The organism is Amycolatopsis sp. CB00013, assembly GCF_001905755.1.
Lineage (GTDB): Bacteria > Actinomycetota > Actinomycetes > Mycobacteriales > Pseudonocardiaceae > Amycolatopsis > Amycolatopsis japonica.
In genome coordinates this window covers 559,729-582,678 of sequence record NZ_LIWC01000006.1, presented here as the reverse complement: position 1 = coordinate 582,678, position 22,950 = coordinate 559,729, and the positions used below count along the sequence as shown (strand labels likewise).

The window sequence follows — 22,950 nt, the reverse complement described above, 5'->3', positions numbered from 1 at the left end:
TGAAGGTTGCGAAAGTGGCTTTCGCAACCGGTTCCCGGCGGATCACTCGCTGCTCAGTGTTCCCCAACCGGTTCCCGATTCGCTGACTTGGCATGTCGCGAAAGCCACTTTCGGGACATCCGGCGGCCGCAGGGTGTCGGACTAGCTGTCGCGTAACGGACGACTCGCGTGATCAGCCGGACGACACGCGTGATTGGACGGCCGACTCTCGTGATCAGCCGGACGGCGCGCGTGACGTCCGGCTGATCACGCGAGTCGTCCATCCAGTCACGCGTGGCGGCCACCAGCGCGAGCGGTCAGTCCGCGACGGCGTCCGAGATCCAGGGCGCCACCGGCAGGTCCCGGTCCAGGCATTCCGCCGACAGCCGGATCGTCCACCGCAGCGCCTGCAGCACAAGACTGTCGACCTCGTCCGGCGCGGCGTTGGCGAGCGCGATCTCGACCTGCTCCTGCGCGGCCTCGCTGTTGCCGTGCACCTCGGCCAGCAGCGTACGGACGGCCGTCCGCACCGGCGGGTCCGCCTGGTCGATCGAGACCTCTTCGCCGTCCTCGTCGAACACCTGCACCTTGACCGGCGCACTTCCTCCATCACCCAGCGTCGACACCATGGCGCTGCACTCGCCGAACAGCATCATCACGAGCTCTTTGGTCTCGTCGGAGCGGGCCTGCGGCTCGGCGGCGGTCGGCATGAGCTCGTCGAGCGCCTCGGCGTCCTCCCCGAGGCTGATCGCCACGAGCGCACGCTGCGCCTTTTCGACGAGCCTCCGCTCGTACTCGCTCCTGTCCGGCTCCACGTGCCTATCAAACACCAGAGGACGGAAAAGTGGGGATAGGCCGAAACCCGGTCGTGGTCACTTGGCGGAGTGCAGTGCACCCAGCGCGAGACGGCAGAGCATCTCGGCCAGTTCGCTGTCACCGAGATGGCGGTTGTACGGCGTCGAGTTGATCAACCCGAATACCGCGTGCGCCGCCGAACGCGCCTGGCGCTCGCCGATCCCGGGGACGGCGTCGCTGATCGCCCGCACCCAGACCTCGACGTACTGGCGTTGCAGGGCGCGGACCTGCTTGCGGTCACTGTCGGTGAGGTTGGCGAGGTTGCGTTCCTGGACGGTGATCAGCGCGGGATGCGTGAGCGCGAAGCCGACGTGAAAATCCACCAGTGCTTCGAGGACCTCGCCCGGCTCGTCCCGCTGGCTAGCCCTGGCCGTCCCACCGTCGAGGAGGTAGCGGCTGATCGAGTTCAGCATCTCGCCGAGGATGGCGTCCTTGCTGCGGAAATGCCGGTACAGCGCCGGGCCGGAGATGCCGACGGCCGCGCCGATGTCGTCGATGCCGACGCCGTGGAAACCGTGGTGGGCGAAGAGCTCGGCGGCGGCGGCCATGATCTGTTCACGCCTGTTCGCCTTCTCGCCGTTCACGAGTGGGGTGGGGTTCGCCGGCATCTGGCCATATTAAGGCCGCGTGTTAGCGAGCGCTAACACGCGGCCGTACTTCCAGCCTGAGCCAAGTGGGCTACCTGGGGAAATGACCCTGTCGTGTGGGGCTACCACCTGGTAATGCTGTCTCTCGTTAACTTGTCACAAAGGAGTGACCATGTCCGTCCCTGCTCGGATCAAAGCTCTTTCCTTCACTCGTTTAGGTGCGGCCCTGGGGGTCGCTGTCCTTGCCACCCTCGGTCTCGCGGGCACCGCCCAAGCGGCGACCAACTACGTGGCGCTCGGTGACTCGTACTCGTCCGGCGTCGGTGCCGGCAGTTACGGGAACTCGGGCGATTGCATGCGCAGTGCCAACGCCTATCCCCAGCTGTGGGCCAACGCCCACGCCGGGACCACCTTCAAGTTCGTCGCGTGCTCGGGGGCGCGCACCGGCGACGTGCTCAACCAGATCGCGAACGTCACCTCCAGCGCCACGCTGGTGACGGTCTCGGTCGGCGGCAACGACGCCGGTTTCGCCGACGTCATGACCACCTGCACCACCGGCAGCGACCAGACCTGCATCAACCGGGTCAACACCGCGAAGACCTACGTGAACAACACGCTTCCCGGGCTGCTGAACAACGTCTACAGCAAGATCAAGGCGAAGGCGCCCGGCGCGAAGCTGGTCGTCCTCGGGTACCCGCGCTTCTACACGGTGCCGGGTTCGTGCTCGGTCGGGCTGAGCGACACGAAGCGCACCGCGATCAACTCGGGTTCCGACGCGCTGGCGTCGGTGCTCTCGGCTCGTGCTTCGGCGAACGGTGCCAAGTTCGTCGACGTGCGGGGCGCGTTCACCGGGCACAACATCTGCTCGTCGGCCGACGACTACCTGCACAGCCTCACCTGGCCGATCGTGAACTCGTACCACCCGACGGCCACCGGTCAGCGGGGCGGCTACTACAACCCGCTGGTCTCCGCCATCGGCTGATTTCCAGTACGTGAAGGCCCCCTTCATTGCGTCTAGCGCAGTGAAGGGGGCCTTCACGTACTTCCGGGGTGCGGTGGACAAGCGACGTTAGTGGGCGTTAACCTGTGCACGCGAGTTAACGACGGCTAACTTGGCGACGAGGAGCCATGGACACACCCGTACTGAGCACTTCTGCCGATCCGGGCAGCGACGAGTACGCCCGCAGCGTCACCTCCCACGCCGAGCTGGTCGAAGACCTGCGCAAGCGGCTCGCCGCCGCCCGGCTCGGGGGCCCGGAGAAATCCCGCACCCGCCACGTCGAGCGGGGCAAACTCCTGCCACGCGACCGGGTCGACACCCTCCTCGACCCGGGTTCGCCGTTCCTGGAGCTGTCCCCGCTGGCCGCCACCGGACTGTACGACGACGAGGCGCCGTCGGCCGGGATCATCACCGGGATCGGGCGGGTCTCGGGCCGCGAATGCGTGATCGTCGCCAACGACGCGACGGTCAAGGGCGGCACGTACTACCCGATGACGGTCAAGAAGCACCTGCGCGCGCAAGAGGTCGCGCTGCACAACAACCTGCCGTGCGTCTACCTGGTGGACTCCGGCGGCGCGTTCCTGCCGAGGCAGGACGAGGTCTTCCCGGATCGTGAGCACTTCGGCCGGATCTTCTTCAACCAGGCCACGATGTCCGCGCGCGGTATCCCGCAGATCGCCGCGGTGCTCGGCTCCTGCACGGCGGGCGGCGCGTACGTCCCGGCGATGAGCGACGAAGCGGTCATCGTGCGGAACCAGGGCACCATCTTCCTCGGCGGCCCGCCGCTGGTGAAGGCCGCGACGGGCGAGGTCGTCACGGCCGAGGAACTCGGCGGCGGCGACGTCCACTCGCGTCAGTCCGGTGTCACCGACCATCTGGCCGAGGACGACGCCGACGCCTTGCGCATCGTTCGCTCGATCGTGTCGACCTTGGGCCCGCGTACGCCGCGCCCGTGGGACGTCCTCCCGACGGAGGCCCCGGTCGCCGACCCGAACGAGCTGTACGGCGTCGTCCCGACCGACCCGCGCGTCCCCTACGACGTCCGCGAGGTCATCGCGCGGATCGTCGACGGCAGCCGGTTCGGCGAGTTCAAGAAGGAGTACGGCTCGACGCTGGTCACCGGGTTCGCCCGGATCCACGGCCACCCCGTCGGCATCATCGCGAACAACGGCGTGCTGTTCGCCGAGTCCGCGATGAAGGGCGCGCATTTCATCGAGCTGTGCGACAAACGCTCGATCCCGCTGCTGTTCCTGCAGAACATCACCGGTTTCATGGTCGGCCGCGCCTACGAGGCGGGCGGTATCGCCAAGCACGGCGCGAAGATGGTCACCGCGGTGGCCTGCGCGCGGGTGCCGAAGCTGACCGTCGTCATCGGCGGCTCGTTCGGCGCCGGCAACTATTCGATGTGCGGCCGCGCGTACTCGCCGCGGTTCCTGTGGATGTGGCCGAATGCGCGGATCTCGGTGATGGGCGGCGAGCAGGCGGCGTCGGTGCTGTCCACGGTCCGCCGCGACGCCATCGAGGCACGTGGCGGCGAATGGTCCGCTGAGGACGAAGAGGCCTTCAAGGAGCCGATCCGCGACCAGTACGAGGCGCAGGGGAGCCCGTACTACTCGACGGCGCGGCTGTGGGACGACGGCGTGATCGACCCGGCGGACACCCGCACGGTGCTCGGCCTCGCGCTGTCGGCGACGGCCAACGCGCCTTTGTCCGATGTCAACTACGGCGTCTTCAGGATGTGAGCATGTTCGACACGGTTCTGGTCGCCAACCGCGGGGAGATCGCGGTCCGCGTGATCCGCTCGCTGCAGGGGCTCGGCATCCGTTCGGTCGCGGTTTACAGCGACGCGGACGCCGACGCCCGGCACGTCCGGGAGGCGCATACGGCTGTCCGCATCGGCCCGGCCGAAGCGGCGAAGAGCTATCTGTCCATTCCCGCGATCGTCCAGGCGGCGCTCGACACCGGCGCGCAGGCGGTCCACCCCGGCTACGGCTTCCTCGCGGAGAACGCGGAATTCGCCCGCGCGTGCGCCGAGGCGGGTCTGGTCTTCATCGGTCCGCCGGTCGCGGCCATCGACGCCATGGGCGACAAGATCCGCGCCAAGGCCACGGTCTCCAAGGCCGGTGTCCCGGTCGTGCCCGGTGCGTCCGATGTGGACATTCCCGAGGGCGGTTTCGCGGCCGCCGCCGAGAAGGTCGGGTTTCCGCTGCTGCTCAAGCCGTCCGCCGGTGGTGGCGGCAAGGGGATGCGACTCGTCACCGAACTGTCCGAATTGGACGCCGCCGTCGAGTCCGCTCGCCGTGAGGCCAAGGGTTCCTTCGGTGACGACACCCTGCTCATGGAGCGGTTCGTCACCACACCGCGCCACATCGAGATCCAAGTGCTCGCCGACACGCACGGCAACGTGATCCACCTCGGCGAGCGTGAGTGCAGCCTGCAGCGGCGGCACCAGAAGATCATCGAAGAGGCGCCGTCCGTGCTCCTCGACGAAGCCACGCGCGCGAAGATGGGCGCGTCCGCCGTCGAGGCCGCGCGTTCGGTCGGGTACGTCGGCGCGGGGACGGTCGAGTTCATCGTTTCGGCCACCGCGCCCGACGAGTTCTTCTTCATGGAGATGAACACCCGGCTGCAGGTCGAGCATCCGGTGACCGAATTGGTGACCGGGCTCGATCTCGTGGAGTGGCAGGTCAAGATCGCCGCCGGTGACGTGCTCACCGTGGCGCAGGACGACGTCCGGCTGGACGGCCACGCCGTCGAAGCCCGTGTCTACGCAGAAGATCCCGCCCGCGGTTTCATCCCGACGGGTGGCACCGTGCTCGCGGTCCACGAGCCGTCCGGCGAGGGCGTGCGCGTCGACTCGTGGATGAGCGAGGGCGCGGTCATCGGTTCGAACTACGACCCGATGCTGGCCAAGGTCATCGCCTGGGGCCCGGACCGCGCGGCCGCGTTGCACCGGCTCGATCTGGCGCTGGCGGACACCGCGTTGCTCGGCCTCGGTACCAACGTCGCCTTCCTGCGCGGGCTTCTGGCCGACGATGACGTCCGTGATGGCAAGCTCGACACCGGCCTCGTCGACCGCCGGCTGTCCACTTTGGTCTCCGAAGAGGTGCCGCCGGAGTTCTTCGTGGCGGCGGCGCTCGACCGGCTGCTTTCCCTGCAGCCGCAGGGAGACGTCGTCGATCCGTGGGACGTCCCGGACGGCTGGCGGCTCGGCGGTTCGGGCGGGATCGACTTCGCGCTGAAGTCGGGAAGCTCCGAAGCCGTGGTGCGCGTTCAGGGCACTCCGGCCAACGCGCTCGTCAGCGTGGACGGCGCCGAGCCGGTGAGGGTGTCCGCCCGACGCCTCGGCGATCTCCTGGAAGTCCGGCATCCCACCGGTTTCCACCGTTACCGGCACTCGGCCGGGAGCGGGCGGACGGTGTGGCTCGCGCGTGACGGGCACAGCTTCGCCATCGGCGAGCGTGAACGGCTGCGGTCCGCCGCCGGTGCCGCGGGCGGCGCCGGACCGGTCACCAGCCCGATGCCCGGGACCGTGCTCGTGGTCAAGGCCGCCGCCGGTGACGTGGTGACCGCCGGGACCCCGCTCGTGGTCGTCGAGGCGATGAAGATGGAGCACACGATCACCGCGCCGATCGACGGCGTGGTCAGCGAACTCCCCGTCCGCGCGGGCCAACAGGTCGCGCTGGACGAGACGGTAGCCGTGGTGACACCCCAAAAGGATGAGCGATGATCGACTTTCGGCTGGATGACGAGTACGAGGCGCTGCGCAAGACGGTCGAGGAGTTCGCGCGCTCCGAGGTCGCCCCGGTCATCGGCGACCTCTACGAACGGGAGGAGTTCCCGTACGAGATCGTCGCGAAGATGGCCGAGATGGGGCTGTTCGGCCTGCCGTTCCCCGAGGAGTACGGCGGCATGGGCGGCGACTACTTCGCGCTCTGCCTGACCCTGGAGGAATTGGCGCGCGTCGATTCCTCGGTCGCGATCACCGTCGAGGCGGGTGTTTCCCTGGGGGCAATGCCGATCTACCGGTTCGGCACCGAGGAACAGAAGGAGAAGTGGCTTCCGGAGCTGTGCGCCGGTACCGCGCTCGGCGCCTTCGGGCTCACCGAGCCCGGCGGCGGCTCGGACGCGGGCGCCACCCGCACGCGGGCGAAACTCGACGGCGACACCTGGGTGATCAACGGCAGCAAGTCGTTCATCACCAACTCCGGCACCGACATCACGAAGCTGGTCACGGTCACCGCCGTCACCGACGTGAAGGAGAACGGGCGCAAGGAGATCTCGGCGATCATCGTCCCGTCCGGCACGCCGGGCTTCGCCGTCGCGCCGAAGTACTCCAAGGTCGGCTGGAACTGCTCGGACACGCACGAGCTCTCGTTCGACGACGTCCGCGTCCCGGCCGAGAACCTGGTCGGCGAACGCGGCCGCGGCTACGCCCAGTTCCTGTCCATTTTGGATGAAGGCCGGGTCGCGATCGCCGCGCTGAGCGTCGGGCTCGCGCAGGGCTGCGTCGACGAATGCCTGCGGTACGTCAAGGAACGCGAGGCGTTCGGGCACAAGATCGGTGAGTACCAGGCGATCCAGTTCAAGATCGCCGACATGGAGGTGCGCACGCACACCGCGCGGCTGGCGTACTACGCGGCGGCGTCGAAGATGCTGCGCGGTGAGCCGTTCAAGAAGGAGGCGTCGATCGCGAAGCTCGTCGCGTCGAACGCCGCCATGGACAACTCGCGCGACGCGACGCAGATCTTCGGCGGGTACGGCTTCATGAACGAGTTCCCGGTGAGCCGCTTCTACCGCGACGCGAAGATCCTGGAGATCGGGGAGGGAACCTCGGAGGTGCAGCGCATGCTGATCGCGCGGCACCTCGGCGTGGCCTGACACCCTTGACCATGCCGATAACTATACCGGTATAGTTATCGGCATGGTCGAGTTGAAATCCGCCGCCGAGCTGGACGCCATGCGCGAGTCCGGCCGTGTCGTGGCGCAGACGTTGCAAGCGGCGAAAGAGGCGTCGGCGATCGGCGTGAGCCTGAAAGAGCTGGACGAGATCGCCGCGCAGGTGATCAGGGACGCCGGCGCGAAACCGTCGTTCCTCCACTATCGCCCGCATTCCGCGCCGACCCCGTTCCCCGCCGTGATCTGCGCGAGCGTCAACGACGCCGTGGTCCACGGCATCCCGTCGGACTACCGTCTGCGTGACGGCGACCTGGTCAGCATCGACGCCGGCGCCTACATCGACGGCTGGCACGGCGACGCGGCGATCAGCTACGTCGTCGGCGAGGCCGATCCCGCCGACCTCGAACTCATCGCGACCACCGAGCGCGCGCTGGCCGCGGGGATCGCCGCCGCGCAGGCCGGCGGCAAAATGGGCGACATCTCCCACGCTGTCGGCACCGTCGGTCGCGAAGCGGGCTACGGCCTCCTCGCGCATCACGGCGGCCACGGGATCGGGCGCAGCATGCACGAAGACCCGCATCTGCCGAACGAGGGCAGGCCGGGGCGCGGCATGCGTCTCCAGCCGGGGCTGGTGCTGGCGATCGAGCCGATGCTCATCGCCGACGGCCGCGACGCCTACCGGACCGACGACGACGGCTGGACACTGCGCACCGTCCGCGGCGCCAGGGCCGCGCACGTCGAGCACACCGTCGCGATCACCACAGAAGGTCCGCGTGTCCTGACGATGTTGTAGAACGGAAGGATGAGCGACTTCATCATCCGCCAGGGTGGTTCTGGGGATTTCCAAACGTTGCTGGACATGTTCGACGAGGTCGTCGCGTGGCTCGCCTCGCGCGGCAGTGAAGGGCAGTGGGGGACCGAGCCGTGGTCCACGATCCCGAAACGGGTCGAACGGGTCCGCGGGATGGCCGACGGGCCGGGGCTGTACCTCGCCGAGATCGACGGCGAGGTGGCCGGGGCGATCATCCTCGGGGACCGGTTCCCGCATGTATCGCCGGTCGACGAGCCGGAGATCTACATCGGCCTGCTGCTGACCTCGCGCCGGTTCACCGGGCACCGGGTCGGCTCGCGGCTCATCGAGTTCGCGCTGGCCGAGGCGCGGGAACGCGGTATCGGGCTGGTGCGGGTCGACTGCTGGGCCGGTGGCGACGGCGACTTGCAGCGCTACTACGAGAGCCAGGGCTTCAAGCCGACGGAACGTTTCGACGTCAAGGGCTGGATCGGGCAGGTTTTCGAGCAACGTCCGTAGGACTGGCGTCGTCGCAGCTTCCGGTGCACCATAGTTGACACATCGCCAACAGTGCCCCGGACAATGAAGTCGCAGAGGAGACCGGCATGGCCAAGCGTGAACGTTCCCTGGCGGGCAAGGTCGTCGTGATCACCGGAGCGGCGCAGGGCATCGGGGCGAGTACCGCGACGGCGCTGTCCCGGCTCGGCGCCAAGGTGGTCATCGGCGACCTGGACCAGGTCCTCGCCGAGAAGACCGCGGCCGAGCTGGGTGCCGAGGCGCTGCCGCTCGACGTCACCGACACGAAGGGCTTCACCGAGTTCCTCGACGAGGTCGAGCGGCGCGTCGGCCCGATCGACGTGCTGATCAACAACGCGGGCATCATGCCGCTCGCGCCGCTCGACGAAGAGGACGACGCGGCCACTCGCAGGCTGCTCGAAATCAACCTGCACGCGGTCATCCACGGCACCAGGGAAGCCGTGAAACGAATGCGCCCGCGTGGCACCGGCCACATCGTCAACATCGCCTCGATGGCGGGGAAGGCCGGATTCCCCGGCGCGGCGACCTACTGCGCGACGAAACACGCCGTCGTCGGTTTGTCGGAATCGGTGCATCTGGAATTGCACGGAACCGGCGTGCTGGTGTCCTGCGTGATGCCGGCCGTGGTGCGCACGGAACTGGCCAGCGGGCTCGGCGAGGCGAAGTTCTTCAAATCGGTGCAACCCGAAGATGTGGCGCAGGCCATTGTCGATGCGTTGCGCCGCCCCAAGTTCGACGTCTTCGTTCCCGCATCGTTGGACGCCATGGGCAGGATCACACGTCTGCTTCCGCGTCGTCTCGGCGAAGGGCTGCTCCGTGCGCTCGGCGGAGACAAGATTCTGTCCTCCGCAACGCATTCCTCCGCTCGCGCGGAGTACGAATCGCGGGCCGCGCGGAGTGCCCCGGCGGCGGAAAAGGGCGCTGATTCTTAACTCGGACGGCCTAGCGACCGTCCGAAATGGACGGCCTGTGACGGCGGCGGTGTTGAGTCGTGCGCCCCCAAGCGGCAAGATTACGTCTTACCGCGTTGATTCCCCAGGAGGCACACCATGGCCACACCCCCGGCACGGCTCGCCGCCGCCGCGTCGAACGTCGTCGGGAAGGTGCTGCACGGTGGTGTCGCGGATCTTCGCCCGGTGCCGCGCGTCCTGATCGACCTGGGCCCGAATCGTTCGCTGTACCGGCTGACCAACGGCAAGGGACCCCAGGAAGGCCCGCCGGTGCTGCTGGTGCCGCCGCTGGCCGCGCCCGCGCTGTGCTTCGACCTGCGCCGCGGCTGCAGCCTCGCCGAGCATCTGGTCGAGGGCGGCCGCAACACGTACCTGGTCGACTACGGGAACGTCGCCTTCTCCGACCGGCGCCTCGGTATCGAGCACTGGATCGAGGAGGTGCTCCCGCGCGCGATCCGCAAGGTCAGCGAGGACTCCGGCGGCCAGGGCGTGCACGTCGTCGCCTGGTGCCTCGGCGGGATCTTCTCCCTGCTGACCACCGCCGACCAGCCCGATCTGCCGATCGAGTCGATCGCCACCATCGCGTCGCCGTTCGACTTCACCGCGATCCCGCTGATCGCCCCGTTCCGCCCGCTGGTGGATCTCACCGGCGGCCACCTGCTGACCCCGTTCTACCGGGCGCTCGGCGGCGCACCGTCCTATTTGGTCAGCCGCGTCTTCCGGGCGACCGGGATCAGCAAGGAGATCACCAAACCGCTTGCCATCCTGAAGAATCTCGACGACCGGGACTATCTGGCGCAGATCGAGGCCGTCGACCATTTCATGGACAACATGATCGCCTACCCCGGGCGGACATTCGGCCAGATCTACCACCGGTTCTTCCGCGCCAACGATCTCGCCGAGGGCACGGTCGACCTCAACGGCCGCATCATCGCGCTGTCCGGGGTGAAGGTGCCGACGCTGGTCATCGCCGGACAGAACGACACGATCGCCCCGCGTGCCGCCGTCGAACGGCTCACCGAGCTGCTGGACAACTCGCCGTCGGTGACCTTCGAGACCGCGCCCGGCGGGCACCTGGGCGTCCTCACCGGCCGGAAGGCCCGCGGGACGACGTGGCGCTACCTCGACCGTTTCCTCGACGCGCAGGCCGCCTGAGCCTCGTCGTCGGTGTGCTGGGTGATGGCGCTGCGCAAGGACTGGCGTGGCGCGATCATGTCCACCATTTCGGTGATCTGGCGCCAGGCGTCGGTGATCTCGGCCGTCGCGCGGTCGCGTTGCAGGACGATCGTGGACAACGTCAGCGCGGTGAGCCCGACGGTGGCGTCGTAGGCCTGGACGTGCAGCATCCTGGTCGCCAGCTCGTAAGAACCGTAGGGGCCGAGCCCCCGGATCGCGGCGAAGATCGTGACCGTACAGACGCACAAGGAACACAGCAGCGCTCCGGCTTGCCGGAAGCGCAGCGCCGCCCAGATGAGCACGGGGAAGACCACGAACAGCTTCGGCGTCGTCGTGGACGCGAGGGCGGCCGTGCCGAGACCGAAGAGCGCGAGTGCCGCCGCCTCGCCCCAGCGGATGAGCGGAACCCGCTTGGGCATGCGGAACCTCGGCGCGAGAAGCAGGAGCGGCGTGATCGTCAGGACACCCATCGCGTCGCCGGTCCACCACACGAGCGCGGTCGCCCAGAAATCGCCGGGGCTCAGCGCGCCACCGAAGACCAGCACGCCGGTGCCCATGACGGCGCTGACGGCCGTGCCCCCGATCGCCCCGACCACCACCAGGAGGACGGCGTCGGGAAGCCGGTCGAGTTCGTTGCGGAAACCCAGCCGCCGCATCGCCGCGTACGCCAGCATCGGGCCGGCCGTGTTGCCTGCGGAGATCACCAGGACCGTGCCGAGGGACGGCCCGAGGGCGATGTTCGTCAGGAGCGCGCCGAGGAAGATCCCCGGCCAGAACCGCGGGCCCAGCAGCATCGGCGTGGCCAGCGCGACCCCTGCGGCGGGCCACAGCGGTGAGATCTGTTCCCGCACGATCGCCCACTGGATCCCGATCTGGGCGGTGGCGAAGTAGCAGACCGTGACACCGAGGACGATGAGACACCAGCGTGCCGCAGGGGGAAGCGGTCTCATCGCGACTCCGGCCTTCGCGGGCAAAGGAAAGTTCGAGAGTACCTCTGCCAGGTCACCACGAAGGTGTTGTCGAAATGGTGGAAATAAACGGGCTCGTGGGTGGCAAGGACGGTTGCCGCCATGGCTACCGGGTGCTGCCGGTCTCAGGCTCACGGTTTGTGGCGGTGTGTCGCGAAAGCCACTTTCGCGACGTCTGATGTCCCGAAAGTGGCTTTCGCGACATGATCGCCACGGCGTTCCCGCGCCCGGCCACGGCCGACGTTGCGAAAGCCACTTTCGCAACCTTCAACGTTGCGAAAGTGGCTTTCGCAACCCCTGGTCGCGGTAGGCACCCGGTCATGCGAGCCTCGCGCCTTACTTGAGCTCCGCGCTCGTCTTGCCCAGGATCCGGCGCGCCACGATCAGCTGCTGGATCTGTTGCGTGCCTTCGAAGATGTCCAGGATCTTCGCGTCCCGGCTCCACTTCTCCAGCAGCGATTCCTCGGTATAGCCCAAGGTTCCGGCCAGCTCGACGCATTTCAGCGTGATCTCGACGACCGACCGGCCCGCCTTCGCCTTGGCCATCGAGGCCTGCAACGAGTTCGGCTTGCGGTTGTCGGCCATCCACGCCGACTCCATGGTCAGCAGGTACGCCGACTCGTAGTCCGCCTCCAGCTGCAGGAACGTGGCGGCCGCCGCGTGCTGACTGTGGACGGGCTTGTCGTAGTCGATGGTCACCCCGGCGTCGGTGAGGATCTTCCGGGTCTCCTCCAGCGCCGCGCGGGCGACACCGATGGCCATCGCGGCGACCAGCGGGCGGGTGTTGTCGAAGGTCTGCATGACCCCCGCGAAACCCTTGGCGGTGTCGATCTCCGGCGTACCGAGGAGATTCTCCTTCGGCACGCGGACGTTCTCGAAGCGCAGCACGGCGGTGTCGGAGGCGCGGATGCCGAGTTTGTGCTCGACGCGCACCACCTCGAAACCGGGCGTGCCCTTCTCGACGACGAACGACTTGATCGCCGCGCGGCCCTTCGTCTTGTCCAGGGTGGCCCAGACGACGACGGCGTCGGCGCGCTCGCCCGCGGTCACGAAGATCTTCTCGCCGTTGATCACGTACTCGTCGCCGTCGAGACGCGCGGTCGCGGTGATCGCGGCGGAGTCCGAGCCGCAGTCCGGTTCGGTGATCGCCATCGCGGCCCACAGCCCGGAGAACTTCTTGAGCTGCTCGTCGGTGGCGACCGAGCCGATGGCGGCGTTGCCGAGCCCTTGGCGCGGCATGGACAGCAGCAGACCGACGTCGCCCCAGCACATCTCGATCGTGCCGAGCACGATGTTGAGGTTGGAACCGTTGCGGTTGCCCGGTTTTTCGTTCTTCTCGGACCGGCGGACCCCCGCCGCGCCCGCGCCGCCCTCGCCGGAGGAGTTCAGCCCGTCCAGCAGCGCGGCGAACATGTCGAGTTCGGCCGGGTAGGTGTGCTCGGCGCGGTCGTACTTGCGCGAGATCGGCCGGAACACCTCGGCCGCGGCCTGGTACGCCTGGTTGATCAGGGTGCCGGCCTTCTTCGGAACCTCAAGGTTGATCATGATTGCCTTTCGAAAGTCCTAGAGAAGGACGGCGCCTTCCATGACGCCGATCGCACGGAGGTCGCGGTACCAGCGCTCGACCGGGTGCTCCTTGACGAACCCGTGTCCGCCGAGCAGCTGCACCCCGGCGCTGCCGATCTGCATTCCCTTGTCGGTGGCCAGTTTCCGGGCCAGCGCGACCTCGCGGGCGTACGGCTTGCCCTGTTCGGCGCGGGCGGCGGCGCGGAGCGCGACCAGCCGCAGTCCTTCCAGCTCGATGGCGATGTCGGCCACCGAGAACGCGACGGCCTGCCGGTGACTCACCGGTTCGCCGAACGCCTTGCGCTCGTTGACATACGGCACCACGTAGTCGAGGACGGCCTTCGCGGTCCCGGCGGCCAGCGCGGCCCAGCCGAGGCGCGAGAGCCGGACGACCTCGGTGAAGACCTCGGCCTTGCCGCCGCCGAGCAGCGCTCCGGCGGGCAGGGCGACCTTCTCCAGGTGCAGTTTCCCGGTCGCCGCGCCGCGCAGGCCCATCGCCGGTTCGGACTCGATGGTGACGCCGGAGTTCGAAGACTCGACGAGGAACAGCGCCGGGCCACGGCCTTCGAGGTCGGCCGACACGATGAACAGCTCGGCGTCCGCGGCCCGCGGGACCAGCGACTTCACGCCGTCGAGCTGGTAGCCCTTCGGCGTGCGGCGGGCCTTCGTGGCGGGCTTGAACGGGTCGAACAGCGCGGTGCGCTCCTGCAGCGCGAGCGCCGCGGCCGGGACGTTCTCGCCGACGAACGCGGGCAGGTAGTCCGCCTGCTGCTGCTCGTCGCCGTAGGACACCAGCGCGGTGCTGACCGCGGACGGCGCGAGCACCGCGACCGCGAGCCCCAGGTCGCCGTGCGCGAGGGCCTCGGCGACCAGCGCGTTCGTGACCACCGACCGCTCGGTGCCGACGCCGCCCAGCTCCTCGGGGATGCCGACGAGCGTGATGCCGAGTTCGGCGGCGCGGCTCAGCAGACCCTCGGGGGCCTGGAGCTTCGCGTCGGCGTCGGCCGCGGCGGGCCGCAGCTGCTCGGCCGCGAACTCCGTCACGGTCTCGACGATGAGCTGCTGATCCTCACTCGGGGTGAGGTCGAACAGTCCCGTGTCCTCGGCCGGCGCGAGCCGCGCGGGCTTGCCGAGCTTCTGGGCGGATTTGAAGGTCCGTCCCGCCGCGCCCGCGACCCGGAAGCCGTTGCGCGTCCCGGCACTGACCAGGTTCTGCACGGGCTTCCGAAGTCCGGCCCGTTCAATGACCTTGCTCCCGGCCAGCCGGGTGAGCGCGGACAGGCCAAGGCCCATCGCGTCTCGTTTCCTAGGCGCACCCACGGTGAGTCTCCCTGCCTCGCTTACCTACTCGTGAGTAGGTTAACTCCCCTCGGGCGGATGCGCTACCACGGGGGAGGCGAACGTCACGCCGATGAGTGATTCCGGGGGTGGAGGAGTCCCGGATTACTCACGAGCTTGCGCCTCTCGAACAGCACCAGCGCGACCGCGGCCACCGCCACGACGCCGACCAGCACGATCGCCGGCACCAGTTCCAGCAACGGCGTCGCCGCCAGCAGGACCACCGCGAGCACCAGCCGTTGCCCGTTCCACGAGCCCAAGTTCCGCTTCCGCAGCCCGCTCAACGCGATCAGATAGAGCGCGAGCCCGCCGGTCAGCGCCCAGATCGGCGTCCCGTGCAGGCCGTCGGAAAGGCTGTGGTGCTCGGTGTCGGACACGTACAGCAGCGACTTCTTCAGCCCCAGCGCCACGAGCACGATCCCGGCGATCAGCGGGAGGTGCAGGAACGTGTACGTGTCCGTCCCGATCCGCACCCGCTCGACGCCGTCGGCGCGTTTCAGGTTGTGTTCGGAAACGTGCGCGACGACGGCGAAGTACATCCACCACATCGCCGAGGCGAGCGTGAGCCCGAAGACGGCGGCCAGCGTGATCGGCCAGGACATGGGGTACGAGCTGATCCCGATGCCGATCGCCACGATCGACTCGCCGAGCGCGATGATCACGATCAGCCCGAACCGCTCGGCGAAATGGCCGGGCTGGTGCAGCCGCCAGTCCGAGGAGCGGGTCCGGAAGACGTTGACGTAGTCGGCGAGCAGTGCGACCGCCCAGATACCGAGCTGCACCCAGCCCGAGAAGAACGCCGCGACGGTCAGCAGCGCGACGCTCGGCAGCAGCCCGACGAACATCGTCAGGACGACCTTGCGCAGCTCCGGATCGGTCCGGGCGGCGCCGAAGTACGCGGTGAGATGCAGCAGCCGCACGAGGAAGTAGCAGCCGACGAACATCAGCGGCGCGTACAGGCCGCCGGGCAGGTCGGTGAACGCCTCCGGGATGGTCAGCGAGACCAGGAACATCGTCCCCATCGCGGCGAACATCGCGAGCTGGGCGATACCGCGGTCGACGTGCAGGGTGTTGGCCAGCCAGGCGTAGGCGCACCAGCACCACCAGAGCACGGCGATCATCGCCACGCCCTGTCCGATGCCGAGCGGGCTGAGGTGATCGGCCATCAGCTGCGTGGTCTGGGTGATGGCGTAGACGAAGACCAGGTCGAAGAAGAGCTCCAGCGTGGTGACCTTGTGGTCTTCGTCCCGGGTCACCAGATGCAGGCCGCGTTTCGTGGGCACGCCGCATATCGTGCACCGCTTGCCTTTGCGGGACACGTGAGTTTGCTAAGAGCTGACTTTCAGGACGGCGTGCGTCAGTGCGGTCAGCTCGGCCTCGATGTTCGGGCGGCCGTTGACCCGCCGGGTGCGCGCGAGGTCGTTCGCGATGGTCAGCGCCGCGTGCACGGTGATCTTCACTTCGCGCAGGCTCAGTTCCGGGTGGACTTCCGACGTCAGCGCGATCCAGCGCGCGACGTAGTCACGCTGGACCCGGATCAGGTCCGCCTTGTCGCGTTCCGGCAGCTCCATGGGGCTGCCGGAGAAGGACACCAGCAGCTCGGGCGTGCGCAGCAGGGTGTGCACATAGGACGCCGCCAGCCTGCGGAGCGCGTCGCGTTCGTCGTCGGTGCGCAGCGCGCGTTCCGCGGCGAGTGCCAGCCGGTCGGCCGCTCGATGCCCGATCGCCACCATCAGCGCGGCCTTGCTGGGGAAGTGCCGGTACACGCTGGGACCGGCGATCCCGGCCGCCGCGCCGATCTCCTCCATGCTCACCGAGCGGAAACCGCGTTGCCCGAACAGCTCGGTCGCGGCGGCGAGGATCTGTTCGCGGCGGGACGGCTCGCCGAGCGCCATCGACGGCGTCTCCTCCGGCGTCTCCTCGGGTTCGGGGAGTGTGACATGCAGCACCGACTCCGCCAGCTGCACGAGGATCTGCGCGAAGCGTTTCTTCGCCACGGACGTGTGATGCACGGAGACACTGCCGAACACGCTCAGCCCCGCCCAGCACAGCAGCTCGGCGTCGTCGGCGGTCAGTTCCGGACGCAACGCGCGCAGCGCCTTGGACCACGCCTCGAGCACCGCGCCGGACCGGCGGCGGATCTCGCGCCGTTCCTCCCGGGGCAGATGCCTGCCCTCCCAGCGCCACAGCGCGGCGACCTCACGTCGCTCCACCGCCTGTGCGGCGAGGGTGCCCAACAGGGCGTTGACCTGGGCGGGAACGGGAAGACCGTCGGCGAGCGTCTCGGTGGTGGCCGCCTCCATGTCGTCGATGCCGGACAGCACGACGTAGGACAGCACGGCCTGCTTGTCCGCGAAATGCCGGTACAGCGCGGGCCCGGTGATCCCGGCCGCGGCGGCGATGTCGTTGATGCCGACGCCGTGGAACCCACGGGCGCGAAAGAGCTCCGCGGCGAGGCCTGCCAGCTGGGCCTTGCGGTCGCGCGGTCGGGGTGAACGCTCGGTCGGGTGATCCATAGGTGAACCCACGATAGCGCCGGTTGCGTGCATCGCAACCCATTGACACCATGGGGTTATCGCGGTTTATGTTAATCGGCATTAGCATGGCTACTGGCCGGTACGTTTGATCCTGATACAGCGCCGTACGCGGAGGAGTTTTTCTGTGAGTAGCGAGGCCTACATCTACGAGGCGATCCGTACGCCTCGCGGCAAGAACAAGGGCGGTGCCCTCCACGGCACCAAGCCGGTCGATCTCGTGGTCGGCCTCATCGAAGAGCTGAAGGTCCGGCACCCGAACCTCGACCCCGCCGTGATCGACGACATCGTCCTCGGCGTCGTGTCCCCGGTCGGCGAGCAGGGCGCCGTGATCGCGCGCACCGCCGCCTTGAACGCGGGTCTTCCCGAGTCGGTAGCCGGTGTGCAGCTGAACCGCTTCTGCGCCTCTGGCCTCGAAGCCACCAACACCGCCGCGCAGAAGGTGCGCTCCGGCTGGGACCAGCTGATCATCGCCGGTGGCGTCGAGTCGATGTCGCGCGTGCCGATGGGCTCCGACGGCGGCGCGCTGTTCATGGACCCCGCCACCGCCTACGACAACTACATCGTCCCGCAGGGCACCGGCGCCGACCTGATCGCGACCATCGAGGGCTTCTCCCGCGAGGACGTCGACGCGTGGGCCGTGCGTTCGCAGGAAAAGGCCGAAGCGGCCTGGTCCGGCGGCTACTTCGCGAAGTCCGTCGTCCCGGTGAAGGACATCAACGGCGTCACGATCCTCGACCACGACGAGCACCGTCGCCCCGGTAGCACCGTCGAGGGCCTCGGCAAGCTCAAGCCCGCCTTCGCCGGTATCGGCGAGCTGGGTGGCTTCGACGCCGTCGCGCTGCAGAAGTACCACTCGGTGGAGAAGATCGACCACGTCCACACCGGCGGCAACTCGTCCGGCATCGTCGACGGCGCCGCCGTCGTCCTGGTCGGCAACGAGCAGATCGGCAAGGACTTCGGCCTGACCCCGCGCGCCCGCATCGTGGCCACCGCGACCGTCGGCTCCGAGCCCACGATCATGCTCACCGGCCCGACCCCGGCCACCGAGAAGGTCCTCAAGATCGCCGGCCTCACCCCGGACGACATCGACCTGTGGGAGCTGAACGAGGCCTTCGCCTCGGTCGTCCTCAAGTGGATCAAGGACCTGCACCTCGACGAGGAGAAGGTCAACGTCAACGGCGGCGCCATCGCGATGGGGCACCCGCTGGGCGCCACCGGCGCGATGCTGGTCGGCACCGTCGTCGACGAGCTGGAGCGTCGTCAGGCGCGCCGCGCCCTGGTCACCCTGTGCATCGGCGGCGGCATGGGCGTCGCGACCATCATCGAGCGGGTCTGAGGAAGAGACAATGACTGAAGCGAAGACCATCCGCTGGGAGCAGGACGCCGACGGCATCGTCGTGCTCACCCTGGACGACCCGAAGCAGTCCGCCAACACGATGAACGCCGACTTCCGCGAGTCGCTCGGCGTCGTCGTGGACCGCCTGGAGGCGGAGAAGGACAACATCACCGGTGTCGTCCTCACCTCGGCCAAGAAGACCTTCTTCGCCGGTGGTGACCTCAACGACCTGATCCAGGCCAAGCCGGAGCACGCCGCCGAGATCACCCAGAGCAGCTCCCTGATGAAGGGCCAGATGCGCCGGCTCGAGCAGCTGGGCAAGCCGGTCGTGGCCGCCATCAACGGCGCCGCGCTCGGTGGCGGCCTCGAACTCGCGCTCGCGACGCACCACCGCATCGCGGCCGACGTCAAGGGCAGCCAGATCGGCCTCCCCGAGGTCACCCTCGGCCTGCTTCCCGGCGGCGGTGGCGTGGTCCGCACCGTGCGCCTGCTGGGCATCCAGAGCGCGCTGCTGAACGTGCTGCTGCAGGGCCAGCGTCACCGCCCGGCCAAGGCCAAGGAGCTCGGCCTCGTGCACGAGCTCGTCGGCACCGTCGAGGAACTGGTCCCGGCCGCGAAGGCGTGGATCAAGGCCAACCCCGAGGGCGGCGTGCAGCCGTGGGACGTCAAGGGCTACAAGATCCCGGGCGGCACCCCGTCGAACCCGAGCTTCGCGGCGAACCTGCCCGCGTTCCCGGCGAACCTGCGCAAGCAGATCAAGGGCGCCAACATGCCGGCCCCGCGGGCGATCCTGGCCGCGGCCATCGAGGGCTCGCAGGTCGACTTCGACACCGCGATCACCGTCGAGACCCGCTACTTCATCAGCCTCGCCACCGGCCAGGTCTCGAAGAACATGACGAAGGCGTTCTTCTTCGACCTGCAGAGCATCAACTCCGGCGGCTCCCGTCCGGACGGCTTCGAGAAGTACACCGCCAAGAAGGTCGGCGTCGTCGGCGCGGGCATGATGGGCGCCGCGATCGCGTACGTCTCGGCGAAGGCCGGCATCGACGTCGTGCTCAAGGACGTCACCCTCGAAGGCGCCGAAAAGGGCAAGGGCTACGCGGTCAAGCTGGAGGAGAAGGCTCTCTCCCGCGGCAAGACCACGCAGGAGAAGTCCGACGCGCTGCTCGCCAAGATCAAGCCGACCGACAAGGCGGAGGACTTCGCCGGCGTCGACTTCGTGATCGAGGCCGTCTTCGAGAGCGTCGAGCTGAAGCACAAGGTGTTCCAGGAGATCGAGGGCATCGTCAACCCCGACGCCGTGCTCGGTTCCAACACCTCCACGCTGCCGATCACCGCGCTCGCCGAGGGCGTCCAGCGGACCGAGGACTTCATCGGGATCCACTTCTTCTCGCCGGTGGACAAGATGCCGCTGGTCGAGATCATCTGCGGTGAGAAGACCTCGCCCGCCACGCTGGCGAAGGTCTTCGACTACACGCTGCAGATCAAGAAGACCCCGATCGTCGTCAACGACAGCCGCGGCTTCTTCACCTCGCGCGTCATCGGCACGTTCCTCAACGAGGCCGTGGCCGCGCTGGGCGAGGGTGTCGAGCCGGCGTCGATCGAGCAGGCCGGTTCGCAGGCCGGGTACCCGGCCCCGCCGCTGCAGCTGATGGACGAGCTGACCCTGACGCTGCCGCGCAAGATCCGCAAGGAGACCCGCGAAGCGATCGAGGCCGCCGGCGGCACCTGGAACGCGCACGCGTCCGAGGGCGTCATCGACCGGATGGTGGAGGAGTTCGACCGCAAGGGTCGTTCCACCGGGTCGGGCTTCTACGACTACGACGAGTTGGGCAAGCGGACCGGTCTCTGGCCGGGCCTGCGCGACGCGTTCAAGTCGGGCAGCGCCGAGGTTCCCTTCGAGGACCTCAAGGAGCGCATGCTGTTCGCCGAGGCGCTCGAGACCGTGAAGTGCTTCGACGAAGGCGTGCTCACCACCGTCGCCGACGCCAACATCGGCTCGATCTTCGGTATCGGCTTCCCGGCGTGGACCGGTGGTGTCATCCAGTACATCAACCAGTACGAGGGTGGACTGCAGGGCTTCGTCGACCGCGCGCGTGAGCTCGCGGAGCGCTACGGCGACCACTTCACCCCGCCCGCTTCGCTGGTCGAGAAGGCCGCGAAGGGCGAGATCTACGAATAAGGCCGCTTCGCCCGCTTAACGTGCTAGGAACGGTCCTTTCCTTGCGAATTTCGCAAGGAAAGGACCGTTCATTGCATCCGGGGGCTAGCGCGACGACGGTTCCAGCGCCACGTGCGGCAACCGCCGGTCCAGCCACCGCGGCAGCCACCAGGCGCGTTCCCCGAGCAGCCGCATCACCGCGGGCACCACGAGACAGCGGATCACGAACGCGTCCACCAGCACCGCCACCGCCAGCCCGAGACCGAACTGCGCCAGCATCCGGTCGGGATTGAGCAGGAACGCGCCGAACACCACGATCATGATCGCCGCCGCGGCCGTGATCACCCCACCGGTGGAGGCGAGCCCTTCGCGGACGGCATGACGCGCGTCGCCGGTACGCCGCCACTCCTCGTGCATCCGGGACACCAGGAACACCTCGTAGTCCATGGAAAGCCCGAACACGATCGCGAAGATCAGCACCGGCACGAACGCTTCGATCGGTCCCGCCTGTGCCCCGAACAGGCCGTCGCCGAACACCGCCGTCATCACGCCGAGCGCGGCGCCGATGCTCAGCAGGTTCAGCACGGCCGCCTTGAGCGGGATCAGGATCGAGCGGAAGACGACCATCAGCAGCAACGCCGACAAGCCGACGACCACCAGCACGAACAGCGGCAACCGGTCGCCGACGGCGTCCGCGAAGTCGACCGCGGCCGCCACACTTCCGCCGACCAGGTACTTGCCCGGCAAGCCCGGCAGAACCTCGGTCCGCAGCCGTTCGACCAGATCGGCGGTCGCGGCGTCCTGCGGCGAAGACGTGGGGAAGGCGAGAACCGTCGTGACACCCTGGCCCATCGGCGGCGTCACCTCGGCGATTCCCGGTGTGGCCTCGAGTTTCCGTTGCAGAGCGGCACCATCGCCGTTCTCGGTGACCACGATCAACGGCTCGCTGAACCCGGGGCCGAAACCCTCCGCCATCAGGTCGTAAGCCTGCCGGGTGGTCGACGTCTCCGGGTCGGTGCCCGCGTCGGCGAATCCGAGGCGCATTCCCAGCGCGGGCAAGGAAAGCCCGACGAGGACGAGCAGCCCGATCGCGAGCGGCACCATCGGCCGTCGCTGCACCGCGTCCCCGAGCTTGCCCCACGCCTTGCCGTGCTCGCGTTTCGCGGCGTGCTTGCGGATGCCCTTTTCCAGGCGGCGCCCGAAAAGCGAGAGCAGCGCGGGCAGCAGGGTGATCGAGGCGAGCATCGTCACGAGCACCGTGAGCGCGACCGCGAGAGCCACCCCGCGCAGCGAACCGAGCCCGAGTGCGAGAAGGCCGAGCAGCGCGATGATCACCGTGCCGCCGGCGAACAGCACCGACCGGCCCGCGGTGTCCAGCGCCCGCCGCGCCGCCTGTTCGCGGTCGAGACCGCCGAGGATTTCGCCGCGATAGCGGGAAAAGATGAGCAGCGCGTAGTCCACGCCGACGCCGAAGCCGACCAGCATCATCAACGGCGCCGTGTAGCTCGCGATGTCGACGAACCTGCTGACGAGCACGATCACGCCGAGTGTGCTGCCGACGGCGAAAATCGCCGTGATCACCGGGAGCCCGGCGGCGAGGATCGAGCGGAACAGGAAGACGAGGATCACCAGCGCGGCGAGCAGCCCGACACCCTCCGACGGGCCGCCGCCCCCGCTGGTCCGCTTGATCGGTTCGCCACCGAGTTCGACCTGGAGCGCGGCGGTCTCCGCCTTCTTCGCGGTGTCGACGACGCGCACGATGTCGTCGTACGGCAGATCTTTCGACTCCAGGTCGAAAGCGACCGCCGCGTAACCGATCGTGCCCTCACGTGAGATGGCCGAAGGGGTGTCGAACGGGCTCGTCACCGACTTCACGTGCGGCTGGTTCCGGACTTCGGCGAGCATCGTGTCGATCGGCCCGCGTGCGGTCGCGAGTCCCCCCTCGGTCTGAAAGACGATTTCGGCCGTCGCGCCGGTCTGAGCGGGGGCCTGCGCTTTGAACAGGTCCAAGATCTGCTGGGATTCGGTACCCGGCAGGGAATGGTCGTCGTGGTAGGCGCTGCCCGCCAGCTGCGAGCCCAGCGTGACACCGACGAGGGTGAGCAGCCAGAGCGAAACGGCGAGCCAGCGGTGGCGCTGAGACCAGCCCGCCAGCTTCGAGAGACCGCCCCCAGGCCGCCTCTCGGAAAGAGTGATGGTGTCCATGGCGGAAAGCATCGGCTTTTCCCGGCCGCATATCGTCGGGCCCGGGCGGGCACTCGGGCCGCAACT

Annotated in this window: 18 protein-coding genes; 10 read left to right on the top strand and 8 right to left on the bottom strand. The window is 68.4% G+C overall.

Annotated features, from left to right (window positions below):
* Positions 1–296: 296 nt before the first annotated feature.
* Positions 297–794, bottom strand: coding sequence for a hypothetical protein (locus AMK34_RS36315; RefSeq protein ID WP_016337027.1), 498 nt, complete (start codon positions 792–794; stop codon positions 297–299).
* 57 nt (positions 795–851) lie between these two features.
* Positions 852–1,442, bottom strand: coding sequence for an SACE_7040 family transcriptional regulator (locus tag AMK34_RS36310; RefSeq protein WP_073848354.1), 591 nt, complete (start codon positions 1,440–1,442; stop codon positions 852–854).
* A gap of 151 nt (positions 1,443–1,593) precedes the next feature.
* Here AMK34_RS36310 and AMK34_RS36305 point away from each other — a divergent pair, with 151 nt between their 5' ends.
* The 8 genes from AMK34_RS36305 (at position 1,594) to AMK34_RS36270 (ending at position 10,752) form a co-directional block, all read left to right on the top strand.
* A complete protein-coding gene (locus tag AMK34_RS36305; protein ID WP_073848353.1) occupies positions 1,594–2,403 on the top strand; it encodes an SGNH/GDSL hydrolase family protein in 810 nt (269 codons plus the stop codon).
* A 146-nt stretch (positions 2,404–2,549) separates the two neighbouring features.
* The gene (locus AMK34_RS36300; RefSeq protein WP_038508722.1) at positions 2,550–4,163 is read left to right on the top strand and encodes a carboxyl transferase domain-containing protein; all 1,614 of its coding nucleotides are present in this window, start codon (positions 2,550–2,552) and stop codon (positions 4,161–4,163) included.
* Positions 4,164–4,165: 2 nt separating this feature from the next.
* Entirely contained in the window at positions 4,166–6,151 is a 1,986-nt protein-coding gene (locus AMK34_RS36295; RefSeq protein ID WP_073848352.1) for an acetyl/propionyl/methylcrotonyl-CoA carboxylase subunit alpha, read from the top strand.
* Complete coding sequence (locus AMK34_RS36290) at positions 6,148–7,302, top strand: acyl-CoA dehydrogenase family protein (RefSeq protein WP_037306689.1); 1,155 nt, start codon at positions 6,148–6,150, stop codon at positions 7,300–7,302. Before AMK34_RS36295 ends, AMK34_RS36290 begins: the two co-directional genes overlap by 4 nt.
* 43 nt (positions 7,303–7,345) lie before the next feature.
* Positions 7,346–8,113 carry a type I methionyl aminopeptidase gene (map, locus tag AMK34_RS36285; protein ID WP_038508726.1) on the top strand — a complete coding sequence of 256 codons (768 nt, stop codon included), beginning with the start codon at positions 7,346–7,348 and terminating at the stop codon, positions 8,111–8,113.
* A 9-nt stretch (positions 8,114–8,122) separates the two neighbouring features.
* Positions 8,123–8,629: a GNAT family N-acetyltransferase gene (locus tag AMK34_RS36280; RefSeq protein WP_038508728.1), complete on the top strand. Its 507-nt coding sequence runs from the start codon at positions 8,123–8,125 to the stop codon at positions 8,627–8,629.
* Positions 8,630–8,715: 86 nt separating this feature from the next.
* Positions 8,716–9,579 (top strand): SDR family oxidoreductase, encoded by an 864-nt coding sequence (locus tag AMK34_RS36275; protein WP_038508730.1) that lies wholly within the window; start codon positions 8,716–8,718, stop codon positions 9,577–9,579.
* Positions 9,580–9,696: 117 nt separating this feature from the next.
* Positions 9,697–10,752 carry an alpha/beta fold hydrolase gene (locus tag AMK34_RS36270; RefSeq protein WP_073848351.1) on the top strand — a complete coding sequence of 352 codons (1,056 nt, stop codon included), beginning with the start codon at positions 9,697–9,699 and terminating at the stop codon, positions 10,750–10,752.
* Here AMK34_RS36270 and AMK34_RS36265 read toward each other — a convergent pair.
* The 5 genes from AMK34_RS36265 to AMK34_RS36245 all read right to left on the bottom strand — a co-directional run bounded on the left by AMK34_RS36265 (position 10,716) and on the right by AMK34_RS36245 (position 17,161).
* Positions 10,716–11,723, bottom strand: coding sequence for an MASE1 domain-containing protein (locus tag AMK34_RS36265; protein ID WP_073848426.1), 1,008 nt, complete (start codon positions 11,721–11,723; stop codon positions 10,716–10,718). The genes AMK34_RS36270 and AMK34_RS36265 overlap by 37 nt on opposite strands.
* A 354-nt stretch (positions 11,724–12,077) precedes the next feature.
* Positions 12,078–13,286 carry an acyl-CoA dehydrogenase family protein gene (locus AMK34_RS36260; RefSeq protein WP_016337016.1) on the bottom strand — a complete coding sequence of 403 codons (1,209 nt, stop codon included), beginning with the start codon at positions 13,284–13,286 and terminating at the stop codon, positions 12,078–12,080.
* Between the two features lie 18 nt (positions 13,287–13,304).
* On the bottom strand, positions 13,305–14,600 hold the full coding sequence (locus AMK34_RS36255) for an acyl-CoA dehydrogenase family protein (RefSeq protein WP_073848350.1): 1,296 nt from the start codon (positions 14,598–14,600) through the stop codon (positions 13,305–13,307).
* Between the two features lie 110 nt (positions 14,601–14,710).
* Positions 14,711–15,928, bottom strand: coding sequence for a low temperature requirement protein A (locus AMK34_RS36250; RefSeq protein ID WP_073848349.1), 1,218 nt, complete (start codon positions 15,926–15,928; stop codon positions 14,711–14,713).
* A 45-nt stretch (positions 15,929–15,973) separates the two neighbouring features.
* A complete protein-coding gene (locus AMK34_RS36245; protein WP_038508738.1) occupies positions 15,974–17,161 on the bottom strand; it encodes a TetR/AcrR family transcriptional regulator in 1,188 nt (395 codons plus the stop codon).
* A 145-nt stretch (positions 17,162–17,306) separates the two neighbouring features.
* Here AMK34_RS36245 and AMK34_RS36240 point away from each other — a divergent pair, with 145 nt between their 5' ends.
* The gene (locus tag AMK34_RS36240; RefSeq protein WP_038508740.1) at positions 17,307–18,518 is read left to right on the top strand and encodes an acetyl-CoA C-acetyltransferase; all 1,212 of its coding nucleotides are present in this window, start codon (positions 17,307–17,309) and stop codon (positions 18,516–18,518) included.
* Positions 18,519–18,528: 10 nt separating this feature from the next.
* Complete coding sequence (locus AMK34_RS36235) at positions 18,529–20,700, top strand: 3-hydroxyacyl-CoA dehydrogenase NAD-binding domain-containing protein (RefSeq protein ID WP_073848348.1); 2,172 nt, start codon at positions 18,529–18,531, stop codon at positions 20,698–20,700.
* 84 nt (positions 20,701–20,784) lie between these two features.
* Here the strand turns inward: AMK34_RS36235 and AMK34_RS36230 are convergent, their stop codons facing one another.
* Positions 20,785–22,884: an MMPL family transporter gene (locus AMK34_RS36230; protein ID WP_073848425.1), complete on the bottom strand. Its 2,100-nt coding sequence runs from the start codon at positions 22,882–22,884 to the stop codon at positions 20,785–20,787.
* Between the last annotated feature and the right edge of the window lie 66 nt (positions 22,885–22,950).

What these genes read in the sequence shown, in the direction of transcription:
- AMK34_RS36300 (WP_038508722.1), top strand. Translation starts at nt 2,550, where the DNA reads ATGGACACACCCGTACTGAGCACTTCTGCCGATCCGGGCAGCGACGAG.
- AMK34_RS36310 (WP_073848354.1), bottom strand. Translation starts at nt 1,442, where the DNA reads ATGCCGGCGAACCCCACCCCACTCGTGAACGGCGAGAAGGCGAACAGG.
- AMK34_RS36280 (WP_038508728.1), top strand. Translation starts at nt 8,123, where the DNA reads ATGAGCGACTTCATCATCCGCCAGGGTGGTTCTGGGGATTTCCAAACG.
- AMK34_RS36265 (WP_073848426.1), bottom strand. Translation starts at nt 11,723, where the DNA reads ATGAGACCGCTTCCCCCTGCGGCACGCTGGTGTCTCATCGTCCTCGGT.
- AMK34_RS36255 (WP_073848350.1), bottom strand. Translation starts at nt 14,600, where the DNA reads ATGGGCCTTGGCCTGTCCGCGCTCACCCGGCTGGCCGGGAGCAAGGTC.
- AMK34_RS36260 (WP_016337016.1), bottom strand. Translation starts at nt 13,286, where the DNA reads ATGATCAACCTTGAGGTTCCGAAGAAGGCCGGCACCCTGATCAACCAG.
- AMK34_RS36270 (WP_073848351.1), top strand. Translation starts at nt 9,697, where the DNA reads ATGGCCACACCCCCGGCACGGCTCGCCGCCGCCGCGTCGAACGTCGTC.
- AMK34_RS36290 (WP_037306689.1), top strand. Translation starts at nt 6,148, where the DNA reads ATGATCGACTTTCGGCTGGATGACGAGTACGAGGCGCTGCGCAAGACG.
- AMK34_RS36245 (WP_038508738.1), bottom strand. Translation starts at nt 17,161, where the DNA reads ATGGATCACCCGACCGAGCGTTCACCCCGACCGCGCGACCGCAAGGCC.
- AMK34_RS36235 (WP_073848348.1), top strand. Translation starts at nt 18,529, where the DNA reads ATGACTGAAGCGAAGACCATCCGCTGGGAGCAGGACGCCGACGGCATC.
- AMK34_RS36305 (WP_073848353.1), top strand. Translation starts at nt 1,594, where the DNA reads ATGTCCGTCCCTGCTCGGATCAAAGCTCTTTCCTTCACTCGTTTAGGT.
- AMK34_RS36230 (WP_073848425.1), bottom strand. Translation starts at nt 22,884, where the DNA reads ATGGACACCATCACTCTTTCCGAGAGGCGGCCTGGGGGCGGTCTCTCG.
- AMK34_RS36295 (WP_073848352.1), top strand. Translation starts at nt 4,166, where the DNA reads ATGTTCGACACGGTTCTGGTCGCCAACCGCGGGGAGATCGCGGTCCGC.
- AMK34_RS36275 (WP_038508730.1), top strand. Translation starts at nt 8,716, where the DNA reads ATGGCCAAGCGTGAACGTTCCCTGGCGGGCAAGGTCGTCGTGATCACC.
- map (WP_038508726.1), top strand. Translation starts at nt 7,346, where the DNA reads ATGGTCGAGTTGAAATCCGCCGCCGAGCTGGACGCCATGCGCGAGTCC.